Genomic DNA, 24,164 nt, shown 5'->3' with positions numbered 1-24,164 from the left:
CGGAGCGCAGACCCTGGGATCCATACCGTGACCGCGGCCGAAGGGTCAAAGCTGCGGAGAATATCTGCCCGGGGTCCGGCGCTGGGAGCCGTGTTCTGCACCGCTCCGAAGCGGGGAAGTAACGGCATGGATCCAAGGGTCTGCGCCGCGTCGCTTCGCTCCTTGCTTCGCCCTAGGATGACGAAAAACGCGAACGTCGCGGCACCGACAACAAAGGCGCCCGGCCTTCGCTTCGCTCCGGCCACCCTCTCCCCGCCGGGGAGAGGAGGGGGGCGCCGCTAGATGGATAGCTTCCGTTCCAAGATCGTCCCCGTAACCACCATCCTCGCCGGCGTGGTGGTGCTCTGGTACGTCTTTGCCGTCATCCTCAACGCGCCGTTCCAGCGTGACCTCGACGTAAGGGCCAACGAAAGCCCCGGCACCGTCGAGTTCATCGGCAAGACGCTGTCGCAGCCGAAGCCGACGCTGCCGGCGCCGCACCAGGTTGCGGTGAATTTCTTCGAAAACACCTTCCTGCGATCCGTCACGTCGAGCCGCAGCCTGGTCTACAACGCCTGGGTGACGCTGTCGTCGACGCTGCTCGGCTTTGCCTTCGGCACAGCGCTCGGCATCGTCATTGCGGTGGGCATCGTGCATGTGGCGACGCTCGACCGCAGCCTGATGCCGTGGATCATCGCCTCGCAGACAATTCCGATCCTGGCGGTGGCGCCGATGATCATCGTGGTGCTGGCGGCGATCGGCATCACCGGACTGATCCCCAAGGCGCTGATCTCGACCTATCTGTCGTTCTTCCCCGTCGCCGTCGGCATGGTGAAGGGCCTGCGCTCGCCCGAGCTCACGCATCTCGACCTGATGCATACGTATAACGCCAGCGCCTCGCAGACCTTCTGGAAACTGCGCGTGCCGGCCTCGGTGCCGTTCCTGTTCACCTCGATGAAGGTGGCGGTGGCGGCAAGCCTGGTCGGCGCCATCGTCGGCGAGCTGCCGACAGGCGCGGTCGCCGGCATCGGCGCGAAATTGCTCGCGGGCGCCTATTACAGCCAGACCATCGACATCTGGTCGGCGCTGGTTGCAGGCTCGATCGTCGCGGCGCTGCTGGTGATGGTGGTCGGCATTGCCGGACGCCTCGTCGACCGCGCCATGGGCGGGAGGCCGGCATGAGCTGGTTGAAACCATCCTGGCAATCGGTGCTGGCGATTGCGCTGTGCCTCATCGCCTTTGCGCTCGGCGCAATAACGAAGCCGGAAGCCGCTGCGCTGGCAGAGCCGGCCGCAACGCTGGCCTATCCCTTTATGGGCGCGAAGGGGCTGCTCATCGGGCTGTTGATCGTCGCGGCATTGGTTTCGATGGTGAGGCTTACCCCGATTGTTGAAGCTATCGTGCTCTTCGTTGGCGCCCATGCCGCAGCCTGGCTCTTGATCAAAGGCATAGCTGGTTTCGAAGGCACGGCGCTGGCGCCGTATTTCCTGCTGCTTGCGGCTGCCTGGCTGCTTGCCTGGCGCTGCGTCGCATTGCTGTCGTCGCTACGCCCCGCGCAGGGCTGGGCGAAGACTGCGCTGTGGCTCGTCATCCCGGCGATCTTCGGCGCCTGGATCCTGATCATCTGGGAGGCGATCACGCGCGGCGCCGGCATCCCCTTCATCCTGCTGCCGCCGCCGAGCGCCATCGGTGCGCGCTTCGCCAATTCGCTGCCGATCCTGGGTGCGGATGTGCGGCAGACGATCTTCAAGGCGGTGCTCATCGGTTACATCGTCGGCAATCTCGCCGGCTTCATCGTCGCCATCCTTGCCGACCGCGTGCCGTTCCTGCGGCGCGGGCTGCTGCCGATCGGCAACATGGTCTCGGCGCTGCCGATCATCGGCGTGGCACCCATCATGGTCATGTGGTTCGGTTTCGACTGGCCGTCCAAGGCAGCGGTCGTCATCATCATGACCTTCTTCCCGATGCTGGTGAACACGGTCGCCGGGCTTGCCGCATCCGGGCATATGGAACGCGACCTGATGCGCACCTATGCATCGGGCTATTGGCCGACCTTGCTGAAGCTCAGGCTTCCGGCGGCAATGCCGTTCATCTTCAATGCGCTGAAGATCAACTCGACGCTGGCACTGATCGGCGCCATCGTCGCCGAGTTCTTCGGTACGCCAGTGGTCGGCATGGGATTCCGCATTTCGACGGAAGTCGGGCGGATGAACATCGACATGGTGTGGGCCGAAATCGCAGTTGCAGCACTTGCGGGTTCGGTCTTTTATGGCGTGGTCGCTCTCATCGAGAGAGCCGTCACGTTTTGGCATCCCTCTGTCCGAGGTGGATAGGGGCGGTGGGTTTGGGTGCTAACTTCAGAGGGTAAAAACATGAAAAGACTGCTGATTTCTGCTTTGGCCGGCGCCATGTCGCTGGCCGCCTTCCAGGCGATGGCCGCCGACAAGGTGACATTGCAACTGAAATGGGTCACGCAGGCCCAGTTCGCCGGCTATTATGTCGCCAAGGCCAAGGGCTTCTATGACGCCGAAGGCCTCGACGTCGACATCAAGCCGGGCGGCCCTGATATCGCGCCCGAGCAGGTGATTGCCGGCGGCGGCGCCGACGTCATCGTCGACTGGATGGGCGGCGCTCTGGCCGCGCGCGACAAGGGCGTGGGGCTCGTCAACATCGCCCAACCGTTCAAGAAGGCGGGCATGGAACTGGTCTGCCCCAAGGCCGGCCCGATCAAGACGGAAGCCGACTTCAAGGGCCACACCCTCGGCGTCTGGTTCTTCGGCAACGAATATCCGTTCTACGCCTGGATGAACAAGATCGGTCTCAAGACCGATGGCGGCCCGGACGGCGTTACCGTGCTCAAGCAAAGCTTCGATGTGCAGCCGCTGATCCAGAAGCAGGCCGACTGCATCTCGGTCATGACCTACAACGAGTACGGCCAGGTGCTGGACGCCGGCTACAAGCCGGAAGACCTGGTCGTGTTCAACTACTCGGCGATGGGCAACGACCTTCTGGAGGACGGGCTCTACACGCTTGAGGACAAGCTCAAGGATCCGGCCTTCGAGGACAAGATGGTGCGCTTCGTGCGCGCCTCGATGAAGGGCTGGAAATACGCCACCGAGAACACCGACGAGGCGGCCGGGATCGTCGTCGACGCCGGCGGCCAGGATGAGAACCACCAGAAGTTCATGATGAAGGAAGTGGCCAAGCTGATCGACAATGCCGACGGCAAGCTGATCCCGGCCGCTTACGAGCGCACCGCCAAGGCGCTGCTCGACCAGAAGATCATCAGCAAGGAAGCGAGTGGCGCCTACACGACCGCGATCACCGACAAGGCGATCAAGTAGGATCTGCGCTCTACGCAGGAGTTGGAAAGGGGCGGGCGACCGCCCCTTTTTTGTTGGTTGAGGTAAAATAATTGTGCGCGCAGGGATACAAAGCGCCGCCCAGCCGTTTCAGTGACGCATCCGCGCGCCGGGGAGCCGTGCAGGATGCTGCCATCAACGGAGGTTCTTCATGCGCATCCTGTCCGTGCCGATGCTTTCGGCCTTAGCCGTTTCGACCGCCTTCCTTCTCGCATCGCCAGCCATGGCCGAGACTATGAAGTTCAAGGCGACGCTCGACGGCAGCCAGCAGAGCCCACCCGTGACGACCAAGGGCAAGGGCACCGCGACACTCACTTTCGACACAACCAAGAAGAAACTCAGCTGGAACGTCAAATATTCCGGCCTCAGCGGGCCGGCAGTTGGCGCCCACATCCATGGTCCGGCTGATATGGGCGCAAACGCGGACCCCGTCATTCCGTTCAAAAACCTGAAAAGCCCGATCAAGGGATCGGCGACGCTGACCGACGCGCAAGCGGCCGACCTCGAGGCCGGCAAATACTATGTCAACGTCCACACCGCCAAGAACAAGGACGGGGAGATCCGCGGCCAGATCGAGAAGGCGATGTAAAGACGCAAAAGGGGCGGTTCACCGCCCCTTCCACCTCCAAACACAGCGCAGCCGGCAGAAAGGCAGCAGGCTGCCTTTCGCCTTAGCTCCTGTCGCGGATCTGCGTCAGTGTGCGGGTCGGCGTGATCGCCTCGGGATCGAGCTTGATCTCGACGATCGCCGGCTTGCCGCTGGCGCGCGCGCGTTCGAAGGCCGGCGCGAAGTCGGCGGTTTTTTCCACTGTTTCGCCATGGCCGCCATAGGCGCGGGCAAGTGCGGCGAAGTCCGGGTTCTTGAGATCCGTGGCGACGACGCGGCTCGGATATTCCCGCTCCTGATGCATGCGGATCGTGCCGTAGATGCCGTTGTTGATGACGATCACGATGATCGGCAGGTCATACTGGACAGCCGTCGCGAACTCCTGGCCGTTCATCAAGAAGCAACCGTCGCCGGCGAAGGCAACCACGGTGCGATCCGGGAACAGCGATTTGGCGGCAACCGCGGCCGGCGTGCCGTAGCCCATCGAGCCGGACGTGGGCGCCGCTTGCGTGCCGAAGCGGCGGTTGCGGTAGAAGCGATGCACCCAGGTGGCGTAATTTCCGGCGCCGTTGGTGAGGATGGCGTCTTCCGGCAGGACCTTTCCGAGATAGTCTATGATCGGGCCCATCTGGACGGCGCCGGGGCCGGTCTGGGGCGGCGTCGACCATTCGAGATAGGCGGCGTGCGCCTTTTCCGCCTCGGCCGCCCAGGAAGGCCTGATGGCAGGCTTGCGCTTGGCGAAGGCCTCGACGAAAGCGGCGGGCGAGGCGTTGATGGCTATCGTGGGCCGGTAAACGCGGCCGAGCTCGCCGGCATCGGCATGGACATGCACCAGCGCCTGGTCGGGGTAGGGGCTTTTCAGCAGCGTATAGTCGGAAGACGGCATCTCGCCCAGGCGGCCGCCGATTAAAAGCACGACGTCGGCCTGCTTGATCCTCTCCGCCAGCTTTGGATTGATGCCGATGCCGACATCGCCGGCGTAGTTCGGATGCAGATGGTCGAACAGCATCTGGCGGCGGAAGGAGCAGCCGACCGGCAGCGACCAGGTCTCGGCGATCGCGCGCATATGCGCCACCGCTTCCTCGTTCCAGCGCGTGCCGCCGAGAATGACGAAAGGACGCTTGGCGTTGCTCAGCAACATCTCCAGCGCATCGAGCTCGGCCTCGCCGGGGCGGGTTTCGACGGGCGTGTGCGGGAGCGCTTCCGGAGCCTCGACCTCGCTGGTCAGCATGTCCTCCGGCAGCGAGATGACCACCGGGCCAGGACGGCCGGAGGTCGCGACGGCGAAGGCGCGGGTGACGAATTCGGGGATGCGCGCGGCATCGTCGATCTCGACCACCCATTTGGCGATGTCGCCGAAGAAGCGTTTGTAGTCGACCTCCTGGAACGCCTCGCGTTCCTTGGCGTGGCTGGCGACTTGGCCGATGAACAGGATCAGCGGCACCGAATCCTGCATGGCGATGTGGATGCCTGCCGAAGCGTTGGTGGCGCCGGGGCCGCGGGTGACGAAGCAGATGCCGGGCTTGCCGGTCAGCCGACCCTGGCAGTCGGCCATCATAGCGGCGCCGCCTTCCTGGCGGCAGACGATGGTGCGGATTGCAGAATCATGCAGCGCGTCGAGCACCGCGAGATAGGATTCGCCCGGAACGCAGAAGATGCGGTCGGTGCCGTTCGCTTCGAGCGTCTCGACGATCAGTTGTCCGCCGGTCTTCATTTTGCTCTCTCCAGTTCGGCAAGGATTTCGTCCGTGTGCTCGCCAAGGCGCGGCGAGGGGCGCTCATAGACGAGCGGCGTGCCCGACATCACCATCGGCGCGCGCACCGAAGGCAGGCGATTGCCATGGCCGTCGTCGAGGTCGAGGCGCATGCCGCGCGCGATGGTCTGCGGATCGTCGAACATCTGGCCGATCGTGTTGATCGGGCTTGCCGGCACGCCGGCGGCTTCCAGCTTGGCGAGCAGCGGGTCGCGGTCGAACGTCGCCAGCGTCGCGACGATCGTCTCGCGCAGCTTCACACGGTTGGCGACGCGGGCAGGGTTGGTGGCGAAATCCGGATTGGCGGGCAGCTCGGCGAGGCCGACCGCGGCGCAGAACTTGCCGAACTGCCCATCATTGCCGACTGCCAGGATGATGTGGCCGTCGCGCACCGGCAGCACCTCATAGGGGGCGATGTTCATATGCGCATTGCCCATCTGCACCGGCGACTTGCCGGAAACCAGGTAGTTGAGGTTCTGGTTGCCGAGCGCCGAGATCTGGCTGTCGAACAGCGCCATGTCGATATGCTGGCCCTCGCCGGTGTTCTCGGCATGGCGCAGTGCGGCCTGGATGGCGATCACCGAATAGAGGCCGGTGAAGAGATCGGAGATCGCGACGCCTGCCTTTTGCGGCTCGCGGCCGGGCTCGCCGGTGATCGACATCATGCCGGCCATGGCCTGGATGATGAAATCGTAGCCGGCGCGCGGCGCATAGGGGCCGTCCTGGCCGAAGCCGGTGATCGAGCAATAGACGAGGCGCGGATTGATCGCCTTCAGGCTTTCGTAGTCGAGGCCGTATTTCTTCAGGCCGCCGAGCTTGAAGTTCTCGATCAGCACGTCGGCGGAGGCGACCAGCTTGCGCAGCGTGTCGGCACCCTCCGGCTTGGAGAAATCGATCGCGATCGAGCGCTTGCCGCGATTGCAGGAATGGTAATAGGCGGCCGACAGGTTCTCGCCGTCATGGCTCATGACGAAGGGCGGACCCCATTTGCGGGTATCGTCGCCGCCGTCCGGGCTCTCGACCTTGATGACATCGGCGCCGAGGTCGGCCAGCAACTGCCCGGCCCAGGGGCCGGCCAGGATGCGGGCAAGTTCGATAACGCGGATGCCTTTCAGCGGGGGTTCGGCCATGGATCACCGTGTTCCAACGAAACGCAGGCTCTAGCAACCCGCACCGGCCCTGTCACGACCCATACGATAGGCCACGCCGGATCAGGATTTCAGCACGTCGTCCGCCCATGCGGCGAAATCATTCATGACGGCGTCGCGGTTGATCTCGTTCAGGCTTTCATGGCGGGTTTCGGGATAAACCTTTGAAAACAGATTCGAAAAGCCCATTGCCCGCATGCGCCTTGCCAGGTGATGGACGGCCTTGCCGTAGTCCGACGCGGGGTCCTTCTCGCCGCCGACAAGGTTGACGAAGAGATCGCGCCGGACGCCGGCAAAGCTCTGGTCCTTGCCGCCGTGAAGCGCCATGCCGACCACGTCGCGCCACATCGAGACCGAAGCATCCCAGCCGCAGAGCGGATCGGCGATATATTTGTCGACCTCGACCGGGTCGCGCGACAGCCAGTCGAACAAGGTTCGGTGATTGGGCACCGCCTTGCCCCAGGCCTGAAATGTGAGCTTGGGCAGAAGGCGCGACGGCACGTCGGAACCCAGCCGCATCCGCTCCCAGCCGAGGATGAGCAGCGCCAGCTGGCCGAGCAGGCCTTGCGAGAAATTGCCGTTCCAGATCGCGGCGGCATGGACACGCTCGGAGTGGCGCAGCACGAAGTTGAGCGCGACCGAGGCGCCCAGCGAATGGCCGAACACGATCACCGGCAGTCCCGAATGCTCCATGGCGATCAGGTCGTGAACGGCGTCGACATCGGCGATCACCTTGGCGATGCCATCGCTGTCGGCGAATTTGCCGAGCGGCGCGTCGGACGCCTTTGTCGCGCCATGGCCGCGATGGTCATGGGCATAGACGTGGAATCCATGCTCGCTCAGGAAATCGGCAAAGCGGGCATAGCGCGCCGCATGCTCGGCCAGGCCATGGTTGATCTGGACCACGGCGCGCGGGTTTCCGGCGGCCTGTTTTACATAAAGGTTGAGCTCGGCCTTCGTCGGTGACGCCAGGCTCGTCTTTCTGTCGAATGGCATGTCTCGCTCCCTTGGCGACTGTTGGGCGAGGCTTTTGCCGGCGTCAAGTGCGGAGCGCGCGTTTGCCGCTGTGCTACCACGGCATTCCGTCGTCGCGCGGAGGTGCTAAGCGTGCTTGCGGACACGCCGGTGGACGCGGTGAGCTGGGGATTGTTTTTTCGCGCGGTGAAAAAAGATCGCAATTCTGACACGCCGGCTGTTCTAGTGTGACGAATCCAATACGGTTCAATAATCGCCGGGAGAGCGGGATGCGGGTTTGGGCATTGTGGGGTTCGATGGCGCTGGCTTTGGCCAGTGCCGGCGTGGCGCATGCCGACGTGAAGATGAGCGGCACTTTCGTTGCCGACAGCGCCTGCCCGGCGACGCAGGCCATCAAGAGCGGCAAGAACCCCGGCAACATCTCGACCGAAGCCGGGAAGAGCTACGAGTTGCTTGCCGGCAACAAGGACGAGCCCACCCATTATCTGATCCAGGTGCCGGGGGCCGACCCCGAGCGGCGCTGGGTGAAGATCAGCTGCGGCCATGTCAACGGCGGCAGCGCGCAGACGACCCCGGCGCCTTCCGGCCAGACCAAACCGTCATCGTCTGCCTCCGGAAAACCCGAATATGTCTTTGCGCTGAGCTGGCAGCCGGCTTTCTGCGAAACCAAGGCAAGCAAACCCGAATGCAAGGCTCAGAACCCGGGCGAGTTCGACGCTTCGCACTTCACGCTGCACGGGCTGTGGCCACAGCCGAACGGCAATTTCTATTGCCAGGTGTCGGCGAGCGACAAGGGCAATGACAATCCGTCACATTGGGGAGACCTGCCGCCGGTCGATCTCGACGCCAACACGCGCGCCGAACTCGACCAGGTGATGCCGGGCACGGCTTCCAAGCTCGAGCGCCACGAATGGATCAAGCACGGCACCTGCTACGGCAAGAGCCAGCAGGAGTATTTCTCCGACGCGCTCAACCTGATGCGGGCGGTGAACGCGTCCGCGGTGCGCGACCTTTTCAACAAGAACATCGGCAAGCAATTGACCTCCGATCAGATCCGCGGCGCCTTCAACGAAGCTTTCGGCGCCGGCGCGGGAGATCGGGTGCGCGTGTCCTGCCTGGTCGACCCGTCGAGCGGCCGGCGCCTGATCGGCGAATTGACGCTCGGCCTGTCCGGCCCGATCGGCCCGGACAGCAAGCTTGCCGACCTCCTGATGGCGTCGGCGCCGACAGCCAAGGCCGGTTGCCCGAAGGGCACGGTCGACGCGATCGGTTTCCAGTAGGCGGCGGTTTTGGTCAAACCGTCTGGGGTTAGGCTGCGACGAAAAGCTGTGGACCGACTTGAGGGGCGCAAACCGGCGAATGCGCGCGGATTGGCCGTCGCACGCCGAAAGCGATTGCCGTTCGGCGCTTCATCGCCTACATAGCGCGCAACCCCCATCCACCTTGACACTTCAGTTTCCAAGGAAAGCGCGCGTGGCTCGCCAGTTCATCTATCACATGTCCGGCCTGTCGAAGGCCTATGGCACCAAGAAGGTGCTCGATAACGTTCACCTGTCCTTCTATCCGGACGCCAAGATCGGCATTCTCGGACCCAACGGCTCGGGCAAGTCGACGATCCTGCGCATCATGGCCGGGCTCGACAAGGAGTTCCAGGGCGAAGCCTGGCTGGCAGAAGGCGCCACCGTCGGCTATCTCCCCCAGGAGCCGCAGCTCGACCCAAGCAAGACCGTGATGGAAAACGTCATGGAAGGCGTCGCCAGGAAGACGGCCATCATCGAGCGCTACAACGAACTGATGATGAACTATTCCGACGAGACTGCGGATGAGTCCGGCAAACTCCAGGACGAGATGGATCGGCTCAACCTGTGGGATCTCGAGCAACAGGTCGAGATGGCGATGGATGCGCTGCAGTGCCCGCCAGGCGACTCCGAGGTGACCAACCTGTCGGGCGGCGAGCGCCGCCGCGTCGCGCTTTGCCAGCTTCTGCTGCGCCAGCCCGACCTTCTGCTGCTCGACGAACCGACCAACCATCTCGACGCCGAGACCACGGCGTGGCTGGAAAAGCACCTGCGCGACTATCCGGGCTCGGTGCTGATCATCACCCACGACCGCTACTTCCTCGACAATGTCACCGGCTGGATCCTCGAGCTCGATCGCGGCCGCGGCATCCCCTACGAGGGCAACTACACCAAGTATCTCGACGCCAAGGCCAAGCGCCTGATCCAGGAAGGCCGCGAGGACGACGCCCGCCAGAAGTCGATCTGGCGCGAGCGCGAGTGGATTCAGTCCTCGCCCAAGGCGCGCCAGACCAAGTCGAAAGCGCGTATCAAGGCCTATGAGGAATTGGTCGAGCAGTCGCAGAACCGCAAGCCGACCGACACCCAGATCGTCATCCCGTCGAGCGAGCGCCTCGGCAATGTCGTCATCGAAGTCGAAGGCCTCAACAAGGGTTTTGGCGACGAGCTTCTGATCGAGAACCTGTCGTTCCGGCTGCCGCCGGGCGGCATCGTCGGCGTCATCGGCCCGAACGGCGCCGGCAAGACGACGCTGTTCAAGACGTTCACCGGCGCGGAAAAGCCGGATTCTGGCTCGATCCGCATCGGCGAAACCGTCAAGCTCGGCTATGTCGACCAGAGCCGCGACGCGCTCGATCCGAACAAGACGGTGTGGGAAGAGATCTCCGGCGGCGCCGAGGTCATCAAGCTCGGCAAGCACGAGATCAACAGCCGCGCCTATTGCTCGTCCTTCAACTTCCGCGGCGGCGACCAGCAGCAGAAGGTCGGCAACCTGTCGGGCGGTCAGCGCAACCGCGTGCATCTGGCCAAGATGCTGAAGAATGGCGGCAACGTTCTGCTGCTCGACGAACCGACCAACGACCTCGACACCGAAACGCTGGGCGCGCTGGAAGACGCGCTGGAAGCCTATGCCGGCTGCGCCGTCATCATCAGCCACGACCGCATGTTCCTCGACCGCATGGCCACGCATATGCTCGCCTTCGAGGGCGATGCGCATGTCGAATGGTTCGAAGGCAATTTCGAGGAATATGAGAAGGACAAGCTGCGGCGCCTCGGCGCCGAAGCGGCGACCCCGCACCGCATGACGCACAAGCGGCTGACGCGGTAGCATCGGTCCGAAGGGGCGGCGAACAGAGCGAGGTTCTCACATGGCTGACTGGTCCGCCGCCCAATATCTGAAGTTCGAAGACGAGCGCACGCGGCCGGCGCGCGATCTCGTGGCGCAGGTGCCGGTCGATTTCCCGCGCCGCGTCGTCGATATCGGCTGCGGTCCGGGTAACTCGACCGAGCTTCTGGTAGAACGCTGGCCTGATGCTCAAGTCAGCGGCTTCGACACTTCGCCCGACATGATCGAGAAGGCGCGGGCAAGGCTGCCGAATGTCAATTTCGAGCTGGCCGATGCCGCCGGATGGCAACCCGAGCATCCCGTCGATGTCATCTTCGCCAATGCCGTCTTCCAGTGGCTGCCGGAGCATCCGGCGGTGTTCCAGCGGCTGATGGGGCTACTGGCGCCGGGCGGGGCCCTGGCCGTCCAGATGCCGGACAATCTCGGCGAAGCCTCGCATCAGCTGATGCGCGAGACTGCTGAGGAAGTGCCGTTTGCCGCCAAGCTGAAAGGCGCCGCCCGCGGGCCGCTGCCGCCGGTGTCCTTCTACTACGATCTTCTGTCGCCGCTCGCCGACCGGCTCGATATCTGGCACACCATCTACAATCACCCGCTGGCCGATGCCGAAGCGATCGTCGAATGGGTCAAGTCGACGGGGTTGAAGCCGTTCCTCGATCCGCTCGACGTGGATGAGAAGAAGGTGTTCCTCGACAGTTATACGGCAAAGATCGCCAAGGCCTATCCGAAGACGGCGAACGGCAAGGTGCTGTTGCGCTTCCCGCGGATATTCATCGTCGCCAAGCGGGCTTAACCCCGGGGCGCTTCCAGCGCTTGACCCCCTTGTGCCGTCATGCGCATTTCATCCACCTGGACGATGGCCGACCGTCCGCGGCCCAGGGGGATAAGCGATGACACTGGGCAAGATAGCGCTCATAAGCAATCTGTGTGTGGCTGCGGTACTTTGTTTTTCGATGGCGGCCGAGGCCAAGCCGGCACGCTGCTTCACCCCGGATGACGGCTATTATCCGTGCAATTACAAAGCCCTGGACGGCGAGGGCAGCTTCCGCATCTCGGCGCCGGGCTATCCCACCATCACGCTTGAAATCGACCAGCCGGGCTTTGCCTTCGGCTACGCCAGGTTCGGCAACCGCAACCGATCGCTGCCGGGGCAGTTCGTGCGCAGCCGCGACGACGACGCCTGCTGGAACAACCCGCAGACCAACACCAAAGTCTGTGCCTGGTGAACGCCCTCGCGGATTTGTGGGGTCACGAGTTTAAGCTGGCATAAACCGGCCAAATGCGACAAGGGTTGCGCCGGGCCGGTTCCGCGCTCATCTCAAGGCCGCAAGGCCCGTGCCATTTGTTTCCAACGCAATTCCGGACGGAAAACCGGTTCTCACTTTCCCCGGAATTGCTCTAGACGGATTGGACATGCATCGCGTCATCATCAGCGGCATCGGCGCCGAAATCCCTGAACCCGTCATTACCAATGAAGAGCTGGTCGCAAGCTTCAACAGCTGGGTCGACACCGAGAATGCGCGCCGCGCCGACACCGGCGAGCCGCTTTTGCAGAAATCGGACAGCGACTTCATCGTCCACGCCTCGGGCGTAAGGAGCCGCCATGTCGTCGAGCGCGAGGGCATCCTCGACCCGACCCGCATGTCGCCGCGCATTCCGGCACGGCCGGACGACGCGCTGTCATTGGAGGCGGAGTTCGGCATCGCCTCGGCCAGGAAGGCGCTTGCCCATGCCGGGGTCGATGGGTCGGACATCGATCTGGTGATCTGCTCGGCCTCGCACCATCAGCGGCCCTATCCGGCCATCGCCATCGAGATGCAGGAGGCGCTGGGAACCAAAGGCGCCGGCTTCGACATGGGGCTCGGCTGTTCTTCCGCCGCGGCGGCGCTGCATGTCGCCGTCAACCTGGTGAGGTCGGGGGCGCACAAGCGCATCCTGGTGTCGACGCCTGAGATCATCACCGGCCATCTCAACTTCCGCGACCGGCAGACGCATTTCATCTTCGGCGACGCTTCGGTCGCCATGATCGTCGAAGGACTGGCACAGGGCGAAAAGCGGCCGGGGCGCTTCGAGGTGCTCGACACCCGCACCTGGACGCAGATGTCGAACAACATCCGCACCAATCTCGGCTACCACACGCGCACGGCCCAGGACGATCCCTACATGATCAACTTGGAAGGCAATCTCATCAAGCAGGTCGGCAACAAGGTGTTCAAGGAAGTCACCGTCGCCGGCCAAAAATTCATCGTCGAATTCCTGGCCGAGCACGGGCTGACGCCCGATGGCATCCGCCGCTTCTGGCTGCATCAGGCCAATGCGCGCATGAATGCGATGATCCTGAAATTGTCCTTCGGACACGACGTCGACCATGACCGCGCGCCGATGGTGCTGGAGCGGCTCGGCAACACCGCCGGCGCCGGCGCGATCGTGGCACTGTCGGAGAACCATGCCGACATGAAGGCCGGCGATTTCGGCCTGATCTGCGCCTTCGGCGCCGGCTATTCGATCGGCGGCGCGCTGCTGAGAATGCTGTAACCGGCGATCAGGCCGGTGCGAAGGGCACCAGCATCGGCACGCGCCTGGCGTAATCGTCATAGGCCGGGCCGAGCTCGCCGCGCAGGAAGCTCTCTTCCAGCCTCGCCTTGACGACGACGCCGACGAGCAGCAGGGCGGCGCCGGCAATGCCCCAGACCGTGCCCTTGACGGCCATGGTGGCAAGGATCGAGAGCAGCAGGCCGGTGTAGATCGGGTGGCGGACCAGGCCATAGGGGCCGGTATCGACCACGCGATGATCGGCCTTGGCGGTGACGTTGGCCGACCATAGCCGGCCAAGATGCAGGCGCGCCCACCAGGCGAAGGCGATGCCGACAGCGATCAGGGCGACGCAGATCCAGGCTTCGGTAAGCGTCGGCATCCAGAGCCGCAGCCGGCCGACATAGCCGTGCGCCGGCACGAACAGCAGGACGGTGCCGGCCAGCCAGAACACCCGGTATCGGGCCTCCGCCCTGAAGTCCGCGCGCTTCTGCGCCGGATCGGCCCAGGAGGCGGCGAGGATCCAGGATACCACCCAGAAGAGCCAAAGCGCGGCGATTGCGTGTCCAACCTGCATGTCCGAGCCTCCTCCCGATTGCGCGCGGTCGCTATGCCGCCGGAGCGGCAGCATTGCGGCTTGCGGCGGCCGGCGGAAGGCATTTGCGGTAAGAAGATCGTGATCGCCATCAAAGGGCGTGATCGGATCATCAGCGCTTTCGACTGGACCGCATTCCTCGCGGCCTTTAGACCAGCGGCATGCAGGAAATGAACCTTGATCTTTTTCCCGTGGCGGGACCGACGGTCGACATCGTGCCGGGCCGCAAGCTGACGGCGAAGGCAGCGGCGCTCTTTGCCGCCCCGCACGATCATTTCGAGACGAGGGCGGTCGAGGAACTGCGGCTCGGCTTCGACGGTATCGCGGGCGACTTCCATGGCGGAACAACGCGGCGCTCCGGCGGACGCGAGCCCTGGTATCCGCGCGGCACCGAGATGCGCAACGAGCGGCAATTGTCGCTCGTCGCGGCGGACGAGCTTGCCGTCGTCGCCCAGCGCATGGGGCTCAATGAGATCAAGCCGGAGTGGATCGGCGCCAATCTTGTGATCGAAGGGGTGCCGCAGCTTTCGATGCTGCCGGCCGGTTCACTGATGTTCTTCAAGGGTGGCGTGACGCTCAAGGTCGACGGGCAGAACAAGCCGTGCCGCATCGCTGGCCAGTCGATCGCCGAGCATGTCCGCTCGGCGGACCACGAGGCGACCGCGCTGCTCTTTCCAAAGATGGCGAAGCGGCTGCGTGGCCTTGTGGCCTGGGTCGAAAAGCCTGGCATCATCAGGGCCGGCGAAGAGATCTCGGTGCGGGTGCCGGAGCAGTGGATTTATCAGGCCTGAAGCCACGCTGCCGAAGCAGGGGCGCCACTGGATTTATTTGGCGCGGGTCAGGGATAGCACACCACGCTCGACCAGGCCGGATCGTCATGCCTCCCAGCAGAAAGCCTATCAGACGTTCGGTGATCGGGCCGACCTCACTCGTCTTCGTCGTCTTCCTCGAGCAGGCGCGTCGCCCGCCAGCGGGTCAGCACCATATTGGTCTGCTCGATGACGAAGAAGCGCGCCGAATCCCGGTCATAGCCTTCGGCTAGAAGCTTTTCGTAGTCGGTGTGGGCGTGGCGGATATGAGCGATGGTGGCCAACCACACCGCGATCGTCGGCGGCAGGGTCTTCATATGCACCGAACCGGCGTCGGCGCGGATCTTTTCCATGTCGGCGTAAGGAGCGAGCGGCAACAGCGCGGTCAGCGCCTTGGCGATGGCGCGGCGGCGGCCGGTGGGAGCGCTCATTTCTCGCCGCGCCCGGCGATGGTCGCTTCGGGGATAGCGTCGGTCGAGGCATAGTAGGGCTTGATGTCGATGACCGGCGTGCCGTCGAGCACATCGATGGCGTCGATCCCGATCCGGCCGGCCTCGATGTCGAGGGCGACAAGCTTTGCCACATGCAGGCCGACAGGGTTCGGCCGGGCAGGGGAACGCAGCGAGAAAACGCCTTTCGGTTCAGCCGCATGGCGCGGTTTCTGCACAATCAGATTCCGCGGCGCATGATGGAGCCAAGACAGGATGACGATGTGGCTGGCGCGTTCCAGGTTTTGCAGCCCCGGGCGATAGGGCTCGTCGACCAGGACTGTCGCGGCCCGCCCGGTTTCGCGGGCGGCGCGCATGTTCTTTGGGCACTCCTCGCGGACCGTCCAGGGCGAGACGATGCGGCCGATGAAGACGACATGGCCGTCCGGCCGCAGTTCCGCCGGATCGGCTGCAAGAAGCGTTTCACCTTGGCGCGTTTCAAACATCCTGCTCATCCTGCGGAAAAACCGCCAGCCCGTCGCGGATCACGGCTGCGCCATTTTCTTGTCCGGAAGCGACATAGCGCTTGCCAGGGTTTCAAAATCGACATAAACATATCTTTATATCTTTCAACGAGAACCCGCTCATGCATGTCTCGCTCGACACAATGGTAGATACATTGAAGGCGGCGGCCGAATCCAGCCGGCTGCGCATCCTGGTGCTGCTTTCGCGCGGCGATCTTACCGTTTCGGACCTTACGGAGATCCTTGGACAGTCGCAGCCGCGCGTCTCGCGTCATCTGAAGCTTTTGCTCGATGCCGGGCTGATCGGCCGCTACCAGGAAGGGTCCTGGGCCTTCTTCAGGCTGACCGATACGGATAATTCGCGCGATTTCGTGCAGCGTCTGGTCTCGGCCATAAGCGAGGCCGATCCGCAGGCGGTGCGCGATCTCGAGCGGTTGGCGGCGGTGAAGCGCAAAAGGCAGGACCGAGCCGCCGAATATTTCTCCGAGAACGCCGCGAGCTGGGATCATATCCGCTCGCTGCATGTGCCGGACCGCGCGGTGGAAGCCGCGCTCATCAAGCTCGTCGGCAAGCGGCCGTTCCAGTCGATGCTCGACCTCGGCACCGGCACCGGTCGGCTGCTGGAAATCTTTTCGCCGCTCTACCGTCGCGGCGTCGGCATCGACATGTCGCGCGAGATGCTGACGGTTGCGCGCGCCAATCTCGACAAGGCAGGCGTCGCCAACGCGCAGGTGCGCCAGGGCGACATCTTCTCCCCGCCGGTCGAGCGCAACGCCTTCGACCTCGTCACCATCCACCAGGTGCTGCACTATCTCGACGATCCGGCGCGCGCCATCGCCGAAGCGGCGAGGCTGCTCAGGCCATCGGGCCGGCTGATCGTCGTCGACTTCGCGCCGCACGCGCTCGAATTCCTACGCGACCAGCACGCCCATATGCGGCTGGGCTTCTCCGATCGGCAGATTTCCGAGTGGTTCGCGGAGGCCGGCCTCGACCTCGAGGAGAGCCAGGAATTCGAGCCGCGCGGCGGCAACGAGGCAAGGCTCACCGTCAAGCTCTGGCTCGGCCGCGACCGTCGCCTTTTGATCGCCGATCCGTCCAACGATTCCTTGCCTGTGAAGGAAACAGCCTGATGAACCAGTTCCGCTTTTCCCGCCGCCCCGACATCGGCGACAAGGTCCGGGTTTCGTTCGAATTCTTCCCACCGAAAAACGATGAGATGGAAGCGAGGCTCTGGGACACGGTCACAAGGCTGGAGCCGCTCAAGCCGAAATTCGTCTCGGTGACCTACGGCGCCGGCGGTTCGACCCGCGAGCGTACGGCGCGCACGGTCAAGCGCATCTTGAACGAGACGACGCTGACGCCGGCGGCGCATATGACCTGCGTCGATGCCGCGCGCGACCAGGTCGACACGGTCATCCGCGAATTCGCCGATATGGGCGTCAAACGCTTCGTCGCGCTGCGTGGCGATCCGGCGGCCGGGGTGGGCACGAGCTACCGCCCGCATCCCGATGGCTATGCCAATGGCGCCGAACTGGTCGGGGCGCTGAAAGGCGTCGGCGATTTCGATATCTCGGTCTCGGCCTATCCGGAAAAGCACCCGGAAAGCCCGGACTTCGCCACCGACATCGACATGCTGAAGCGCAAGGTCGACAATGGCGCGACGCGGGCGATCACCCAGTTCTTCTTCGACAACGATCTCTACGAGCGCTATGTCGAGCGGGCGCGCCGCGCCGGCATCTACATCCCGATCGTGCCGGGCATCCTGCCGGTGCATAATTTCACCCAGGTCGCCAATTTCTCGTCGCGCTGCGGGGCGCTGGTGCCGGCCTGGCTGGCCGAGCGTTTCGAGGGGCTGGAGAACGATCCGCAGACGCATGCCCTCGTGGCCTCGGCGGTGGCGGCCGAGCAGGTGCTCGACCTTGTCGAGCGCGGCGTTGGCGACTTCCATTTCTATACGATGAACCGTGCCGACCTCGTCTTTGCCGTCTGCCACATGATCGGCATCCGCTCGCATGAGGCGGAGGCGGCGGGTTCGGCCGCCGCATAAAGCGCGTCGCGCTGAAACGGATTCGGGCGACGCGCTTTAGGTCCTTTGTTGATGCATGTCGTTGCCGCAAAACCGAGGTCACTTTTGCGCGACATGCATTAAAGCAGGTCGCGTGAAAAAGGATTCACGCAACCTGCTTTAAGTCTTTGATCTTAAGCATGTCTTTGTCCCGAAACCGGGACCACTTTCGGGGGACATGCTTTAAGTCTTTGCTTTGTTGCATGTCGTTGTCCCAGAACCGCTGCGCACTTCTGGGCGACATGCATTAAAGCAGGCTGCAACGGAAAAGGCCGGGTAGAACCCGGCCTTTTCGAACTGTTGGACTATTCTCGGTGCTGGTCTTCCCGGCTTTGGCGGGTCAGGGAAGAACGCCTATGATAAGGGCACCGATGAATGCGAATGCGGCACAAATCATCAAAGCGTTGATCGGCCTCGTCAGTCCCATGTCATAGCCTCCTCTTCAGAGCTATGGCAGGAGTCTAGGGTCATTTGTGCCACAGGCAAGCGGAAAACGTGCTGCAATGCGACATGAATGTGGAATTTGCGACCTGCAATTCGACGTTAGCCGTTGAAACTCTTCGGCAAAAACCGGCTCCGCGGTTGTGAATAAATTGTGGCGACGGTGTGGCATGACACCGCTACCATTTGCCGAACAGCCGCCCGTCGATGGTGACTAGGCCGAGTCCGATCAGCGTCATGCCCCCGATCTCGAACATCGCCAGCCGCTCGCCGAGGAACAGGAAGCCGAGCAGCACCGCGCTGACCGGCACGACCAGGGTGACCAGCGAGGCATTGGTGGCGCCGGCCGAGGCGACGAGGTTGAAATAGAGGATGTAGGCAAAGGCGGTGGAAAGCAGCGCCAGGCCCAGCACCGCGGCCCAGACGGGTGGCGAAACCGAGAAAAGCCCCGCAGGGCCATAGGCAATCAGCACGACCGGGATCATGATGATGGTCGATGCGGTCAGCTGCCCGGTAGCGACGACCGGCGAAGGCACGCCCTTGAAGCGACGCGCGATCATCAGGGCGACGGCATAGGAGAGCGAAGCGCCGATCAGCGCGAACTTCGCCCACACCGGTCCGCCAAGCCCGGCAAGCAGGCCAGGGCCGATCATCACCGCCGTGCCGGCGACGCCAAGGGCGATGCCGGCCAGCTTGTTCCAGGACAGCTTCTCGTCCGTGGTGAGCGCATTGGCCAGGATCAGCGTCCAGAACGGCGTCGTCGCGTTGAGCACCGAGGCGACGCCGGCGCCAAGCTGCGTCTGGCCAGCGAAGATCAGCGAGAACGGCACGACATTGTTGGTGAGCGCCAGCAGGAAGAAGAGGCCGGCATGCGGCAAGGCGAGACGGAAGGACGGACCGCGGACCGCCAGATAGAGCTGAAGAGCTATCGCAGCGATCGCGACGCGAAACAGCACCAGTGCCAGCGGATGGATCTCGGAAACGGCAATGCGGGCAAAGAAGAACGAGCCGCCCCAGATCGCGCCGAGCAGGAGAAGCTGCGCCCAATCTATGAGCGTCATTGGTCCGCGCGTCGGCGCGGCGGCGGCCGTAATCGACATGTCCTGTTCCTCCCCCGGAGCCGATCGCAACCTCAGCCCAGCAGACATCTCAACAACCGATATCGGGTTCGGCGGCAAGGGCCACCCGAAAGCTGACTGGTGGTTTAGCGTTGGCAAGAAAATGCGGCCGGCCGCGCGGGATGGCCAGACACAGAACTGTTTTCTTTGGCGGCTAGCTAGGATTAATTGTGCACGCTCCAGACCTGAGGATTCGTCCATGCAACGATTCGAAAATGCCCGTGAGGCGGCACTGGCGCTTCGTCCGGACGATCCGGTCTATTGTTTCCGGCCGCAGGTGCTGAAGGCCGATGCCTTGCAGTTCATGGGCATGTTTCCGGGCAAGACCGCTTATGCGGTGAAAACCAATGGCGAGCAGATCGTGCTGAAGACACTGGTGGAAGCTGGCGTCAGCACCTTCGACGTCGCGTCGCCCGGCGAGTTCGCGGCCGTGCGCGCTGTCTCGGCGGATGCCGAGATGCTCTACATGCACCCGGTCAAGGCGCAGTCGGACATCAAGCTGGCGCTGGAGAAATACGGCATCCGGGTGATCTCGCTCGACCATGAGGACGAGATCACCAAGCTGACGCGCGTCGTGCGGGCGCTCGATATCGACCCGGGCGCGATAACCGTCTTCGTGCGCATCCAGACCAAGGGCCACGCGGCTTACGAATTGTCGAAGAAATTCGGCGCCGGGCCCGCCAATGCCGTCGATCTCGCAGAGCGGTTGAACCGCACCGGCTACAAGGTAGGCCTCTGCTTCCATGTCGGCAGCCAGATCGAGGATCCCGACACCTATGAACGCGCGCTCGCCTCGGCCGACTGGGTGCGCAACCGCCTGACCTTCGATATTGCCGGGCTCGATGTCGGCGGCGGCTTCCCGGCCGAATACGGCCATGATCCCAACCGCAAGCACATCGAGATGCCGTCGCTTGGCCAGTTGATGTCGCGGCTTGCCGGCGACCTGAAAGAGTATCAGTTCGACCAGATGCCCCTAGTGGCCGAGCCCGGGCGCGTGATCGTGGCGCGCTGTCTTTCCCTGATTGTTCGCGTCCTGCTGCGCAAGGGCAAGCGGCTCTACATCAACGACGGCATCTGGGCGTCGCTGTCGGATTCATGGACGGGCAAGATCACCCTGCCGGCGCGCTTCATTCCCGATCCCGCGATCCGTACCCGCAACGGCGACGAAAACACCATCGTGCCGTTCAAGGTCTGCGGCGCGACCTGCGATTCCGTCGACATCCTGTCCAGGCCATTCTGGCTGCCGGAAACGGTCGACACTGGCGACTGGATCGAGATCGGCCATATCGGCGCCTACTCGCTGTCGCTGAGGACGCGCTTCAACGGCTTCTACCCCGACACTTTCGTCGAGGTGACGACGCCGTTCGACGAGGGTGACGCGCCGCAAGGGTTCGCGAGCCTAGAGACGATGGCGGATTAGGAGGTAGGAATTAGGCAGTAGGCAGTAGGCAGTAGGCAGTAGGCAGTAGGCAGTAGGCAGTAGGCAGTAGGCAGTAGGATCGTCGATCGTCTTATCCCCGCGGATATCCCTTTGATATTTTTCTACTGCCTACTGCCTACTGCCTACTGCCTACTGCCTACCTTACGCCACTCCACCGCCGGCCTGGATATTCTCACCCGTCAGCCAGCGAGCTTCGTCGCTGGCCAGGAAGACTGCGACGTCCGCAACGTCGCGCGGCACGCCGATCCGTCCGAAGGGCGACATGCCGGCCGCGACGGCGCGATCCCGCTCCGGCAGCAGATCGGTATCGGTGAAACCTGGCGACAGGGCATTGACGGTGACGCCTCGCGGCCCGAGCTCGCGCGAAAGCACGCGAACGAACTGTTCCACGGCGCCCTTGCTGCCCAGGTATAGCGCCGTCTGGGTGAAGAACATCCTGGTGCCGCCGGTGGAGACGGCGATGATGCGGCCGCCGTCACGGACACGTTTGGCCGCTTCCTGAAGCGTGAAGAAGGTTCCCTTGGCGTTGGTGCCGAAGACGAGGTCGAAATCATCTTCCGTCGCTCCGGCGAGTGGCTTGATGACGGCAACGCCAACATTGGCCACGACGATGTCGATCGCGCCGAACTGGCTCTCGGTCTCGTCGAACAGGCGGCTGACATCGGCAGGGGCGGAAATATCGGCTTGAATGGCAACTGCCTTGCCACCCTTGCCGGTGATGGCTGCCACTACTTCGTCCGCCGCATTCTTGTTGCCGATATAGTTGACGACGACGGCAGCACCCTTTTCTGCGAGTCCTTCGGCAATGGCGCGGCCAATACCGCGCGAACTGCCGGTGACGATTGCGGTTTTGCCTTGCAGCGACTGAGACATGATCGTTTCCTCAACCATTCAGGCCGCGTCGATTTATGTGACGGGCGGATGATTGAGAAATAGCGGCATGCTATTGATCAGATAATGGCCTATTATCCGAGTGGCCTGTTAATTCAGAGATACATAATGCGCGGGTCCGAATTTACGGAGTTCAAGGCATTTTCGGCGATCGTGGAGGAGGGTAGCTTCGTTCGCGCTGCAGCACGGCTGCGGGTGTCGCCGCCAGCGCTCAGCCAGACGATCCGACAGTTGGAGGCGCGTGTCGGCGTGCGGTTGCTCAACCGCACGACGCGCAGCGTTTCGCCGACGGCGGCCGGCGAAACGCTGTTTACCCGTCTTGCGGTCGTGTTCGGTGAGCTGGAAGGCGCCGTCGCTGAACTCCAGGCTGGGCGAGACCGGCCGGCAGGTGCGCTGCGCATCAATGTCTCGCGCGTCGCCGCAATGCGGTTCGTAGCGCCGATACTCGGCGATTTCCAACGCGCCTATCCTGACATCGCCTTGACGGTCATCATCGACGATGTGCTGACCGACATTGTCGAAGGGCGGTTCGATGCCGGCATCCGGCTTGGCGAGCGGCTGGAACAGGACATGGTCGCCGTCAAGCTCAGCGATGAGCTGCAGATGGCAGCGGTGGCCGCTCCGGCCTATCTCCAGGATCGGGCGATTCCGCGCCAGCCACAGGACCTTCACCAGCACCGCTGCATCAATTTCCAGTGGCCAGGCGGTGGCGATATCTACCGGTGGGAGTTCTCCCGCGGCAAGCGTTCACTGGAAATCGCCGTCAAGGGAAGTCTTATCGTCAATGATACGGAGCTGTTGCTCAATGCCGCGCTGGCCGGGGCGGGGGTGGCCTACATGATCGACTATCAGGTCCAGCCGTGGATCGAGCAGGGCCGACTGGTCCGGTTCCTGGAAGCGTGGTCGCCCCGCTTCCCCGGCTTCTACCTCTACCATCCAAGCCGAAGGCATGTGCCGCCGGCGCTGCGGGCGTTCATCGATTTCGTGCTGAAGAAGGGGGAGTAGGGAGTAGGGAGTAGGGAATAGGGAGTAGGGAGTAGGGAGTAGGCTTACACCTCTTCACTACTGACTACTGACTACTGACTACTCACTACCGACTATCCACTACAGCTTGGCGAGCAATTCAGGCGTCGGCCAGCCATCGACCGGCAGGCCAAGCCGCATCTGCTCCTTGCGGACTGCCTCGCGCGTGTTGGTGCCCAGGATGCCGTCGACGGTGCCGACGTCGTAACCCTTGGCCTCGAGCTTGGTCTGCAGCGCCTTCATCTGGTCGCCGCTCAGGCCTTGCTCGGGCGTACGCGGATCGAATTGCGGCGCGCCGGCGAGGCGGGTGGCAAGCACGGCCGCGGTCAGCGCATAGGTGAAGGACTGGTTCCACTCGAGATAGACGTCGAAATTGTCGTAGGTCAGGAAGGCCGGGCCCTTGCGGCCCATCGGCAGCGCCAGGCCGGCTTTCAGACCATTGTCGATGAGCGGGTTGCCATTGGGTTCGGTGACCCCCCATTGCGCCCACTGCGACAACGGCAGCTTGTTGGTGCGGCCGGTCTGGTCCCATGGCATCTCGTCGGGGACGCGCACTTCCTGGACCCAGGGCTGGTCGCGCTTCCAGCCGCGCGACATGATCTTGTTGGCGGTCGTCATGATGACGTCCGGCACGCTGTTCCTCAGATCGACCTTGCCGTCGCCATCGCCGTCGACGCCTTCGGCCAGATAGTCGGTCGGCAGGATCTGCGTCTGGCCGATCTCGCCGGCCCAGGCGCCCTTGACGTCGGCCGGCAGCACACCGCGGTCGATGAGGGTGAGCAACGGCACCAATTGCTGCCGGAACAACTGAGGCCTGCGGCAATCATGCGAGAGCGTCACCAGTGCATTCAGCGTATGGAAACCGCCCTGCACGGCGCCGAAGTCGGTCTCCAGCCCCCAGAAGGCGGCGATGATGGCCGGCTGTACGCCGAACTCCTTGTCGGCGCGGTCAAAGACGTCGGCATATTTCTTCAGATTGGCCGCGCCCTGCTTCAGGCGGTACGCCGAAATCATGCGGTCGGAGAATTCGGTGAAAGTCTGGGTGAATACGCCTTGGGCGCGGTCGCGCGCCAGCGCCCGCTCGTCGATGGTGGCGTCCTCCAGCGCGTCGAGGCCGACGGCGCCGACGCCGGCCGCCTTGGCTTCGGCTGCCACGCCCTGCTTCCAGGCCTCGAAATCGCCGCCGCATTCCTGCGCCGCGGCGGGCAGCGCAAGCACGCCGACAAAAAGCGCCGCGAGGATTTCAACGCGCAATCGCATCGCTTTCCTTTCGAGACCGGCGCATGGCCCCATCGTGACCCCGAAAGGATCGGAAAGGCGCATGCGAGGATTTCA

Annotated in this window: 23 protein-coding genes; 14 read left to right on the top strand and 9 right to left on the bottom strand. The window is 63.5% G+C overall.

What is annotated here, in order from left to right:
* Positions 1-282 precede the first annotated feature (282 nt).
* The 4 genes from WDX12_RS32620 (at position 283) to WDX12_RS32605 (ending at position 3,930) form a co-directional block, all read left to right on the top strand.
* Positions 283-1,161 (top strand): ABC transporter permease, encoded by an 879-nt coding sequence (locus WDX12_RS32620; protein ID WP_434723386.1) that lies wholly within the window; start codon positions 283-285, stop codon positions 1,159-1,161.
* Positions 1,158-2,312 carry an ABC transporter permease gene (locus tag WDX12_RS32615; protein WP_434723385.1) on the top strand — a complete coding sequence of 385 codons (1,155 nt, stop codon included), beginning with the start codon at positions 1,158-1,160 and terminating at the stop codon, positions 2,310-2,312. The genes WDX12_RS32620 and WDX12_RS32615 overlap by 4 nt, the downstream gene beginning before the upstream one ends.
* A gap of 39 nt (positions 2,313-2,351) precedes the next feature.
* Positions 2,352-3,323 carry an ABC transporter substrate-binding protein gene (locus tag WDX12_RS32610; RefSeq protein ID WP_320295069.1) on the top strand — a complete coding sequence of 324 codons (972 nt, stop codon included), beginning with the start codon at positions 2,352-2,354 and terminating at the stop codon, positions 3,321-3,323.
* A gap of 169 nt (positions 3,324-3,492) precedes the next feature.
* On the top strand, positions 3,493-3,930 hold the full coding sequence (locus WDX12_RS32605) for a CHRD domain-containing protein (RefSeq protein WP_320295070.1): 438 nt from the start codon (positions 3,493-3,495) through the stop codon (positions 3,928-3,930).
* Between the two features lie 82 nt (positions 3,931-4,012).
* Here WDX12_RS32605 and WDX12_RS32600 read toward each other — a convergent pair whose 3' ends face one another.
* The 3 genes from WDX12_RS32600 to WDX12_RS32590 all read right to left on the bottom strand — a co-directional run bounded on the left by WDX12_RS32600 (position 4,013) and on the right by WDX12_RS32590 (position 7,845).
* On the bottom strand, positions 4,013-5,662 hold the full coding sequence (locus WDX12_RS32600) for a thiamine pyrophosphate-binding protein (protein ID WP_434723384.1): 1,650 nt from the start codon (positions 5,660-5,662) through the stop codon (positions 4,013-4,015).
* On the bottom strand, positions 5,659-6,831 hold the full coding sequence (locus WDX12_RS32595) for a CaiB/BaiF CoA transferase family protein (protein ID WP_434723383.1): 1,173 nt from the start codon (positions 6,829-6,831) through the stop codon (positions 5,659-5,661). The genes WDX12_RS32600 and WDX12_RS32595 overlap by 4 nt, the downstream gene beginning before the upstream one ends.
* Positions 6,832-6,912: 81 nt before the next feature.
* On the bottom strand, positions 6,913-7,845 hold the full coding sequence (locus tag WDX12_RS32590; RefSeq protein ID WP_434723382.1) for an alpha/beta fold hydrolase: 933 nt from the start codon (positions 7,843-7,845) through the stop codon (positions 6,913-6,915).
* Positions 7,846-8,093: 248 nt separating this feature from the next.
* On the opposite strand from WDX12_RS32590, the gene WDX12_RS32585 reads away from it, so the two are divergent.
* The 5 genes from WDX12_RS32585 (at position 8,094) to WDX12_RS32565 (ending at position 13,497) form a co-directional block, all read left to right on the top strand.
* Complete coding sequence (locus tag WDX12_RS32585; RefSeq protein WP_434723381.1) at positions 8,094-9,104, top strand: ribonuclease T2 family protein; 1,011 nt, start codon at positions 8,094-8,096, stop codon at positions 9,102-9,104.
* A 193-nt stretch (positions 9,105-9,297) separates the two neighbouring features.
* Positions 9,298-10,947 (top strand): energy-dependent translational throttle protein EttA, encoded by a 1,650-nt coding sequence (gene ettA / locus WDX12_RS32580; protein WP_434723380.1) that lies wholly within the window; start codon positions 9,298-9,300, stop codon positions 10,945-10,947.
* A gap of 40 nt (positions 10,948-10,987) precedes the next feature.
* Positions 10,988-11,755 (top strand): trans-aconitate 2-methyltransferase, encoded by a 768-nt coding sequence (gene tam / locus WDX12_RS32575; protein WP_434723379.1) that lies wholly within the window; start codon positions 10,988-10,990, stop codon positions 11,753-11,755.
* A gap of 97 nt (positions 11,756-11,852) precedes the next feature.
* Positions 11,853-12,188: a hypothetical protein gene (locus WDX12_RS32570; protein WP_434723378.1), complete on the top strand. Its 336-nt coding sequence runs from the start codon at positions 11,853-11,855 to the stop codon at positions 12,186-12,188.
* A 187-nt stretch (positions 12,189-12,375) separates the two neighbouring features.
* Entirely contained in the window at positions 12,376-13,497 is a 1,122-nt protein-coding gene (locus tag WDX12_RS32565; protein ID WP_434723377.1) for a beta-ketoacyl-ACP synthase III, read from the top strand.
* 7 nt (positions 13,498-13,504) lie between these two features.
* Here the strand turns inward: WDX12_RS32565 and WDX12_RS32560 are convergent, their stop codons facing one another.
* Positions 13,505-14,071: a methyltransferase family protein gene (locus tag WDX12_RS32560; RefSeq protein ID WP_434723376.1), complete on the bottom strand. Its 567-nt coding sequence runs from the start codon at positions 14,069-14,071 to the stop codon at positions 13,505-13,507.
* Between the two features lie 179 nt (positions 14,072-14,250).
* Between WDX12_RS32560 and WDX12_RS32555 the strand changes: the two genes are divergently transcribed.
* Complete coding sequence (locus tag WDX12_RS32555; protein WP_434723375.1) at positions 14,251-14,880, top strand: MOSC domain-containing protein; 630 nt, start codon at positions 14,251-14,253, stop codon at positions 14,878-14,880.
* A gap of 134 nt (positions 14,881-15,014) precedes the next feature.
* On the opposite strand, the gene WDX12_RS32550 is transcribed toward WDX12_RS32555, so the two are convergent.
* Positions 15,015-15,329: a DUF2293 domain-containing protein gene (locus WDX12_RS32550; RefSeq protein WP_320295082.1), complete on the bottom strand. Its 315-nt coding sequence runs from the start codon at positions 15,327-15,329 to the stop codon at positions 15,015-15,017.
* Entirely contained in the window at positions 15,326-15,832 is a 507-nt protein-coding gene (gene tsaA, locus WDX12_RS32545) for a tRNA (N6-threonylcarbamoyladenosine(37)-N6)-methyltransferase TrmO (RefSeq protein WP_434723374.1), read from the bottom strand. Before tsaA ends, WDX12_RS32550 begins: the two co-directional genes overlap by 4 nt.
* Positions 15,833-15,972: 140 nt before the next feature.
* Between tsaA and WDX12_RS32540 the strand changes: the two genes are divergently transcribed.
* Entirely contained in the window at positions 15,973-16,980 is a 1,008-nt protein-coding gene (locus WDX12_RS32540) for an ArsR/SmtB family transcription factor (RefSeq protein ID WP_320295084.1), read from the top strand.
* The gene (metF, locus tag WDX12_RS32535; RefSeq protein ID WP_320295085.1) at positions 16,980-17,897 is read left to right on the top strand and encodes a methylenetetrahydrofolate reductase [NAD(P)H]; all 918 of its coding nucleotides are present in this window, start codon (positions 16,980-16,982) and stop codon (positions 17,895-17,897) included. The genes WDX12_RS32540 and metF overlap by 1 nt, the downstream gene beginning before the upstream one ends.
* Positions 17,898-18,535: 638 nt before the next feature.
* On the opposite strand, the gene WDX12_RS32530 is transcribed toward metF, so the two are convergent.
* On the bottom strand, positions 18,536-19,456 hold the full coding sequence (locus WDX12_RS32530) for a DMT family transporter (RefSeq protein WP_434723373.1): 921 nt from the start codon (positions 19,454-19,456) through the stop codon (positions 18,536-18,538).
* A 217-nt stretch (positions 19,457-19,673) separates the two neighbouring features.
* Between WDX12_RS32530 and WDX12_RS32525 the strand changes: the two genes are divergently transcribed.
* Entirely contained in the window at positions 19,674-20,894 is a 1,221-nt protein-coding gene (locus WDX12_RS32525) for an alanine racemase (protein ID WP_434723372.1), read from the top strand.
* Between the two features lie 162 nt (positions 20,895-21,056).
* On the opposite strand, the gene WDX12_RS32520 is transcribed toward WDX12_RS32525, so the two are convergent.
* The gene (locus WDX12_RS32520; RefSeq protein WP_434723371.1) at positions 21,057-21,788 is read right to left on the bottom strand and encodes an SDR family oxidoreductase; all 732 of its coding nucleotides are present in this window, start codon (positions 21,786-21,788) and stop codon (positions 21,057-21,059) included.
* Positions 21,789-21,872: 84 nt separating this feature from the next.
* Between WDX12_RS32520 and WDX12_RS32515 the strand changes: the two genes are divergently transcribed.
* Positions 21,873-22,811: a LysR family transcriptional regulator gene (locus WDX12_RS32515; RefSeq protein WP_434723370.1), complete on the top strand. Its 939-nt coding sequence runs from the start codon at positions 21,873-21,875 to the stop codon at positions 22,809-22,811.
* A 99-nt stretch (positions 22,812-22,910) separates the two neighbouring features.
* Here the strand turns inward: WDX12_RS32515 and WDX12_RS32510 are convergent, their stop codons facing one another.
* Positions 22,911-24,089: a lytic murein transglycosylase gene (locus WDX12_RS32510; RefSeq protein ID WP_434723369.1), complete on the bottom strand. Its 1,179-nt coding sequence runs from the start codon at positions 24,087-24,089 to the stop codon at positions 22,911-22,913.
* Positions 24,090-24,164: the final 75 nt, after the last annotated feature.

It is taken from the genome of Mesorhizobium sp. RIZ17, from assembly GCF_051127865.1.
Classification (GTDB): Bacteria; Pseudomonadota; Alphaproteobacteria; order Rhizobiales; family Rhizobiaceae; genus Mesorhizobium; species Mesorhizobium humile.
The sequence above is the reverse complement of the archived record's forward strand: the minus strand, read 5'-3'. Positions and strand labels throughout refer to the sequence as shown.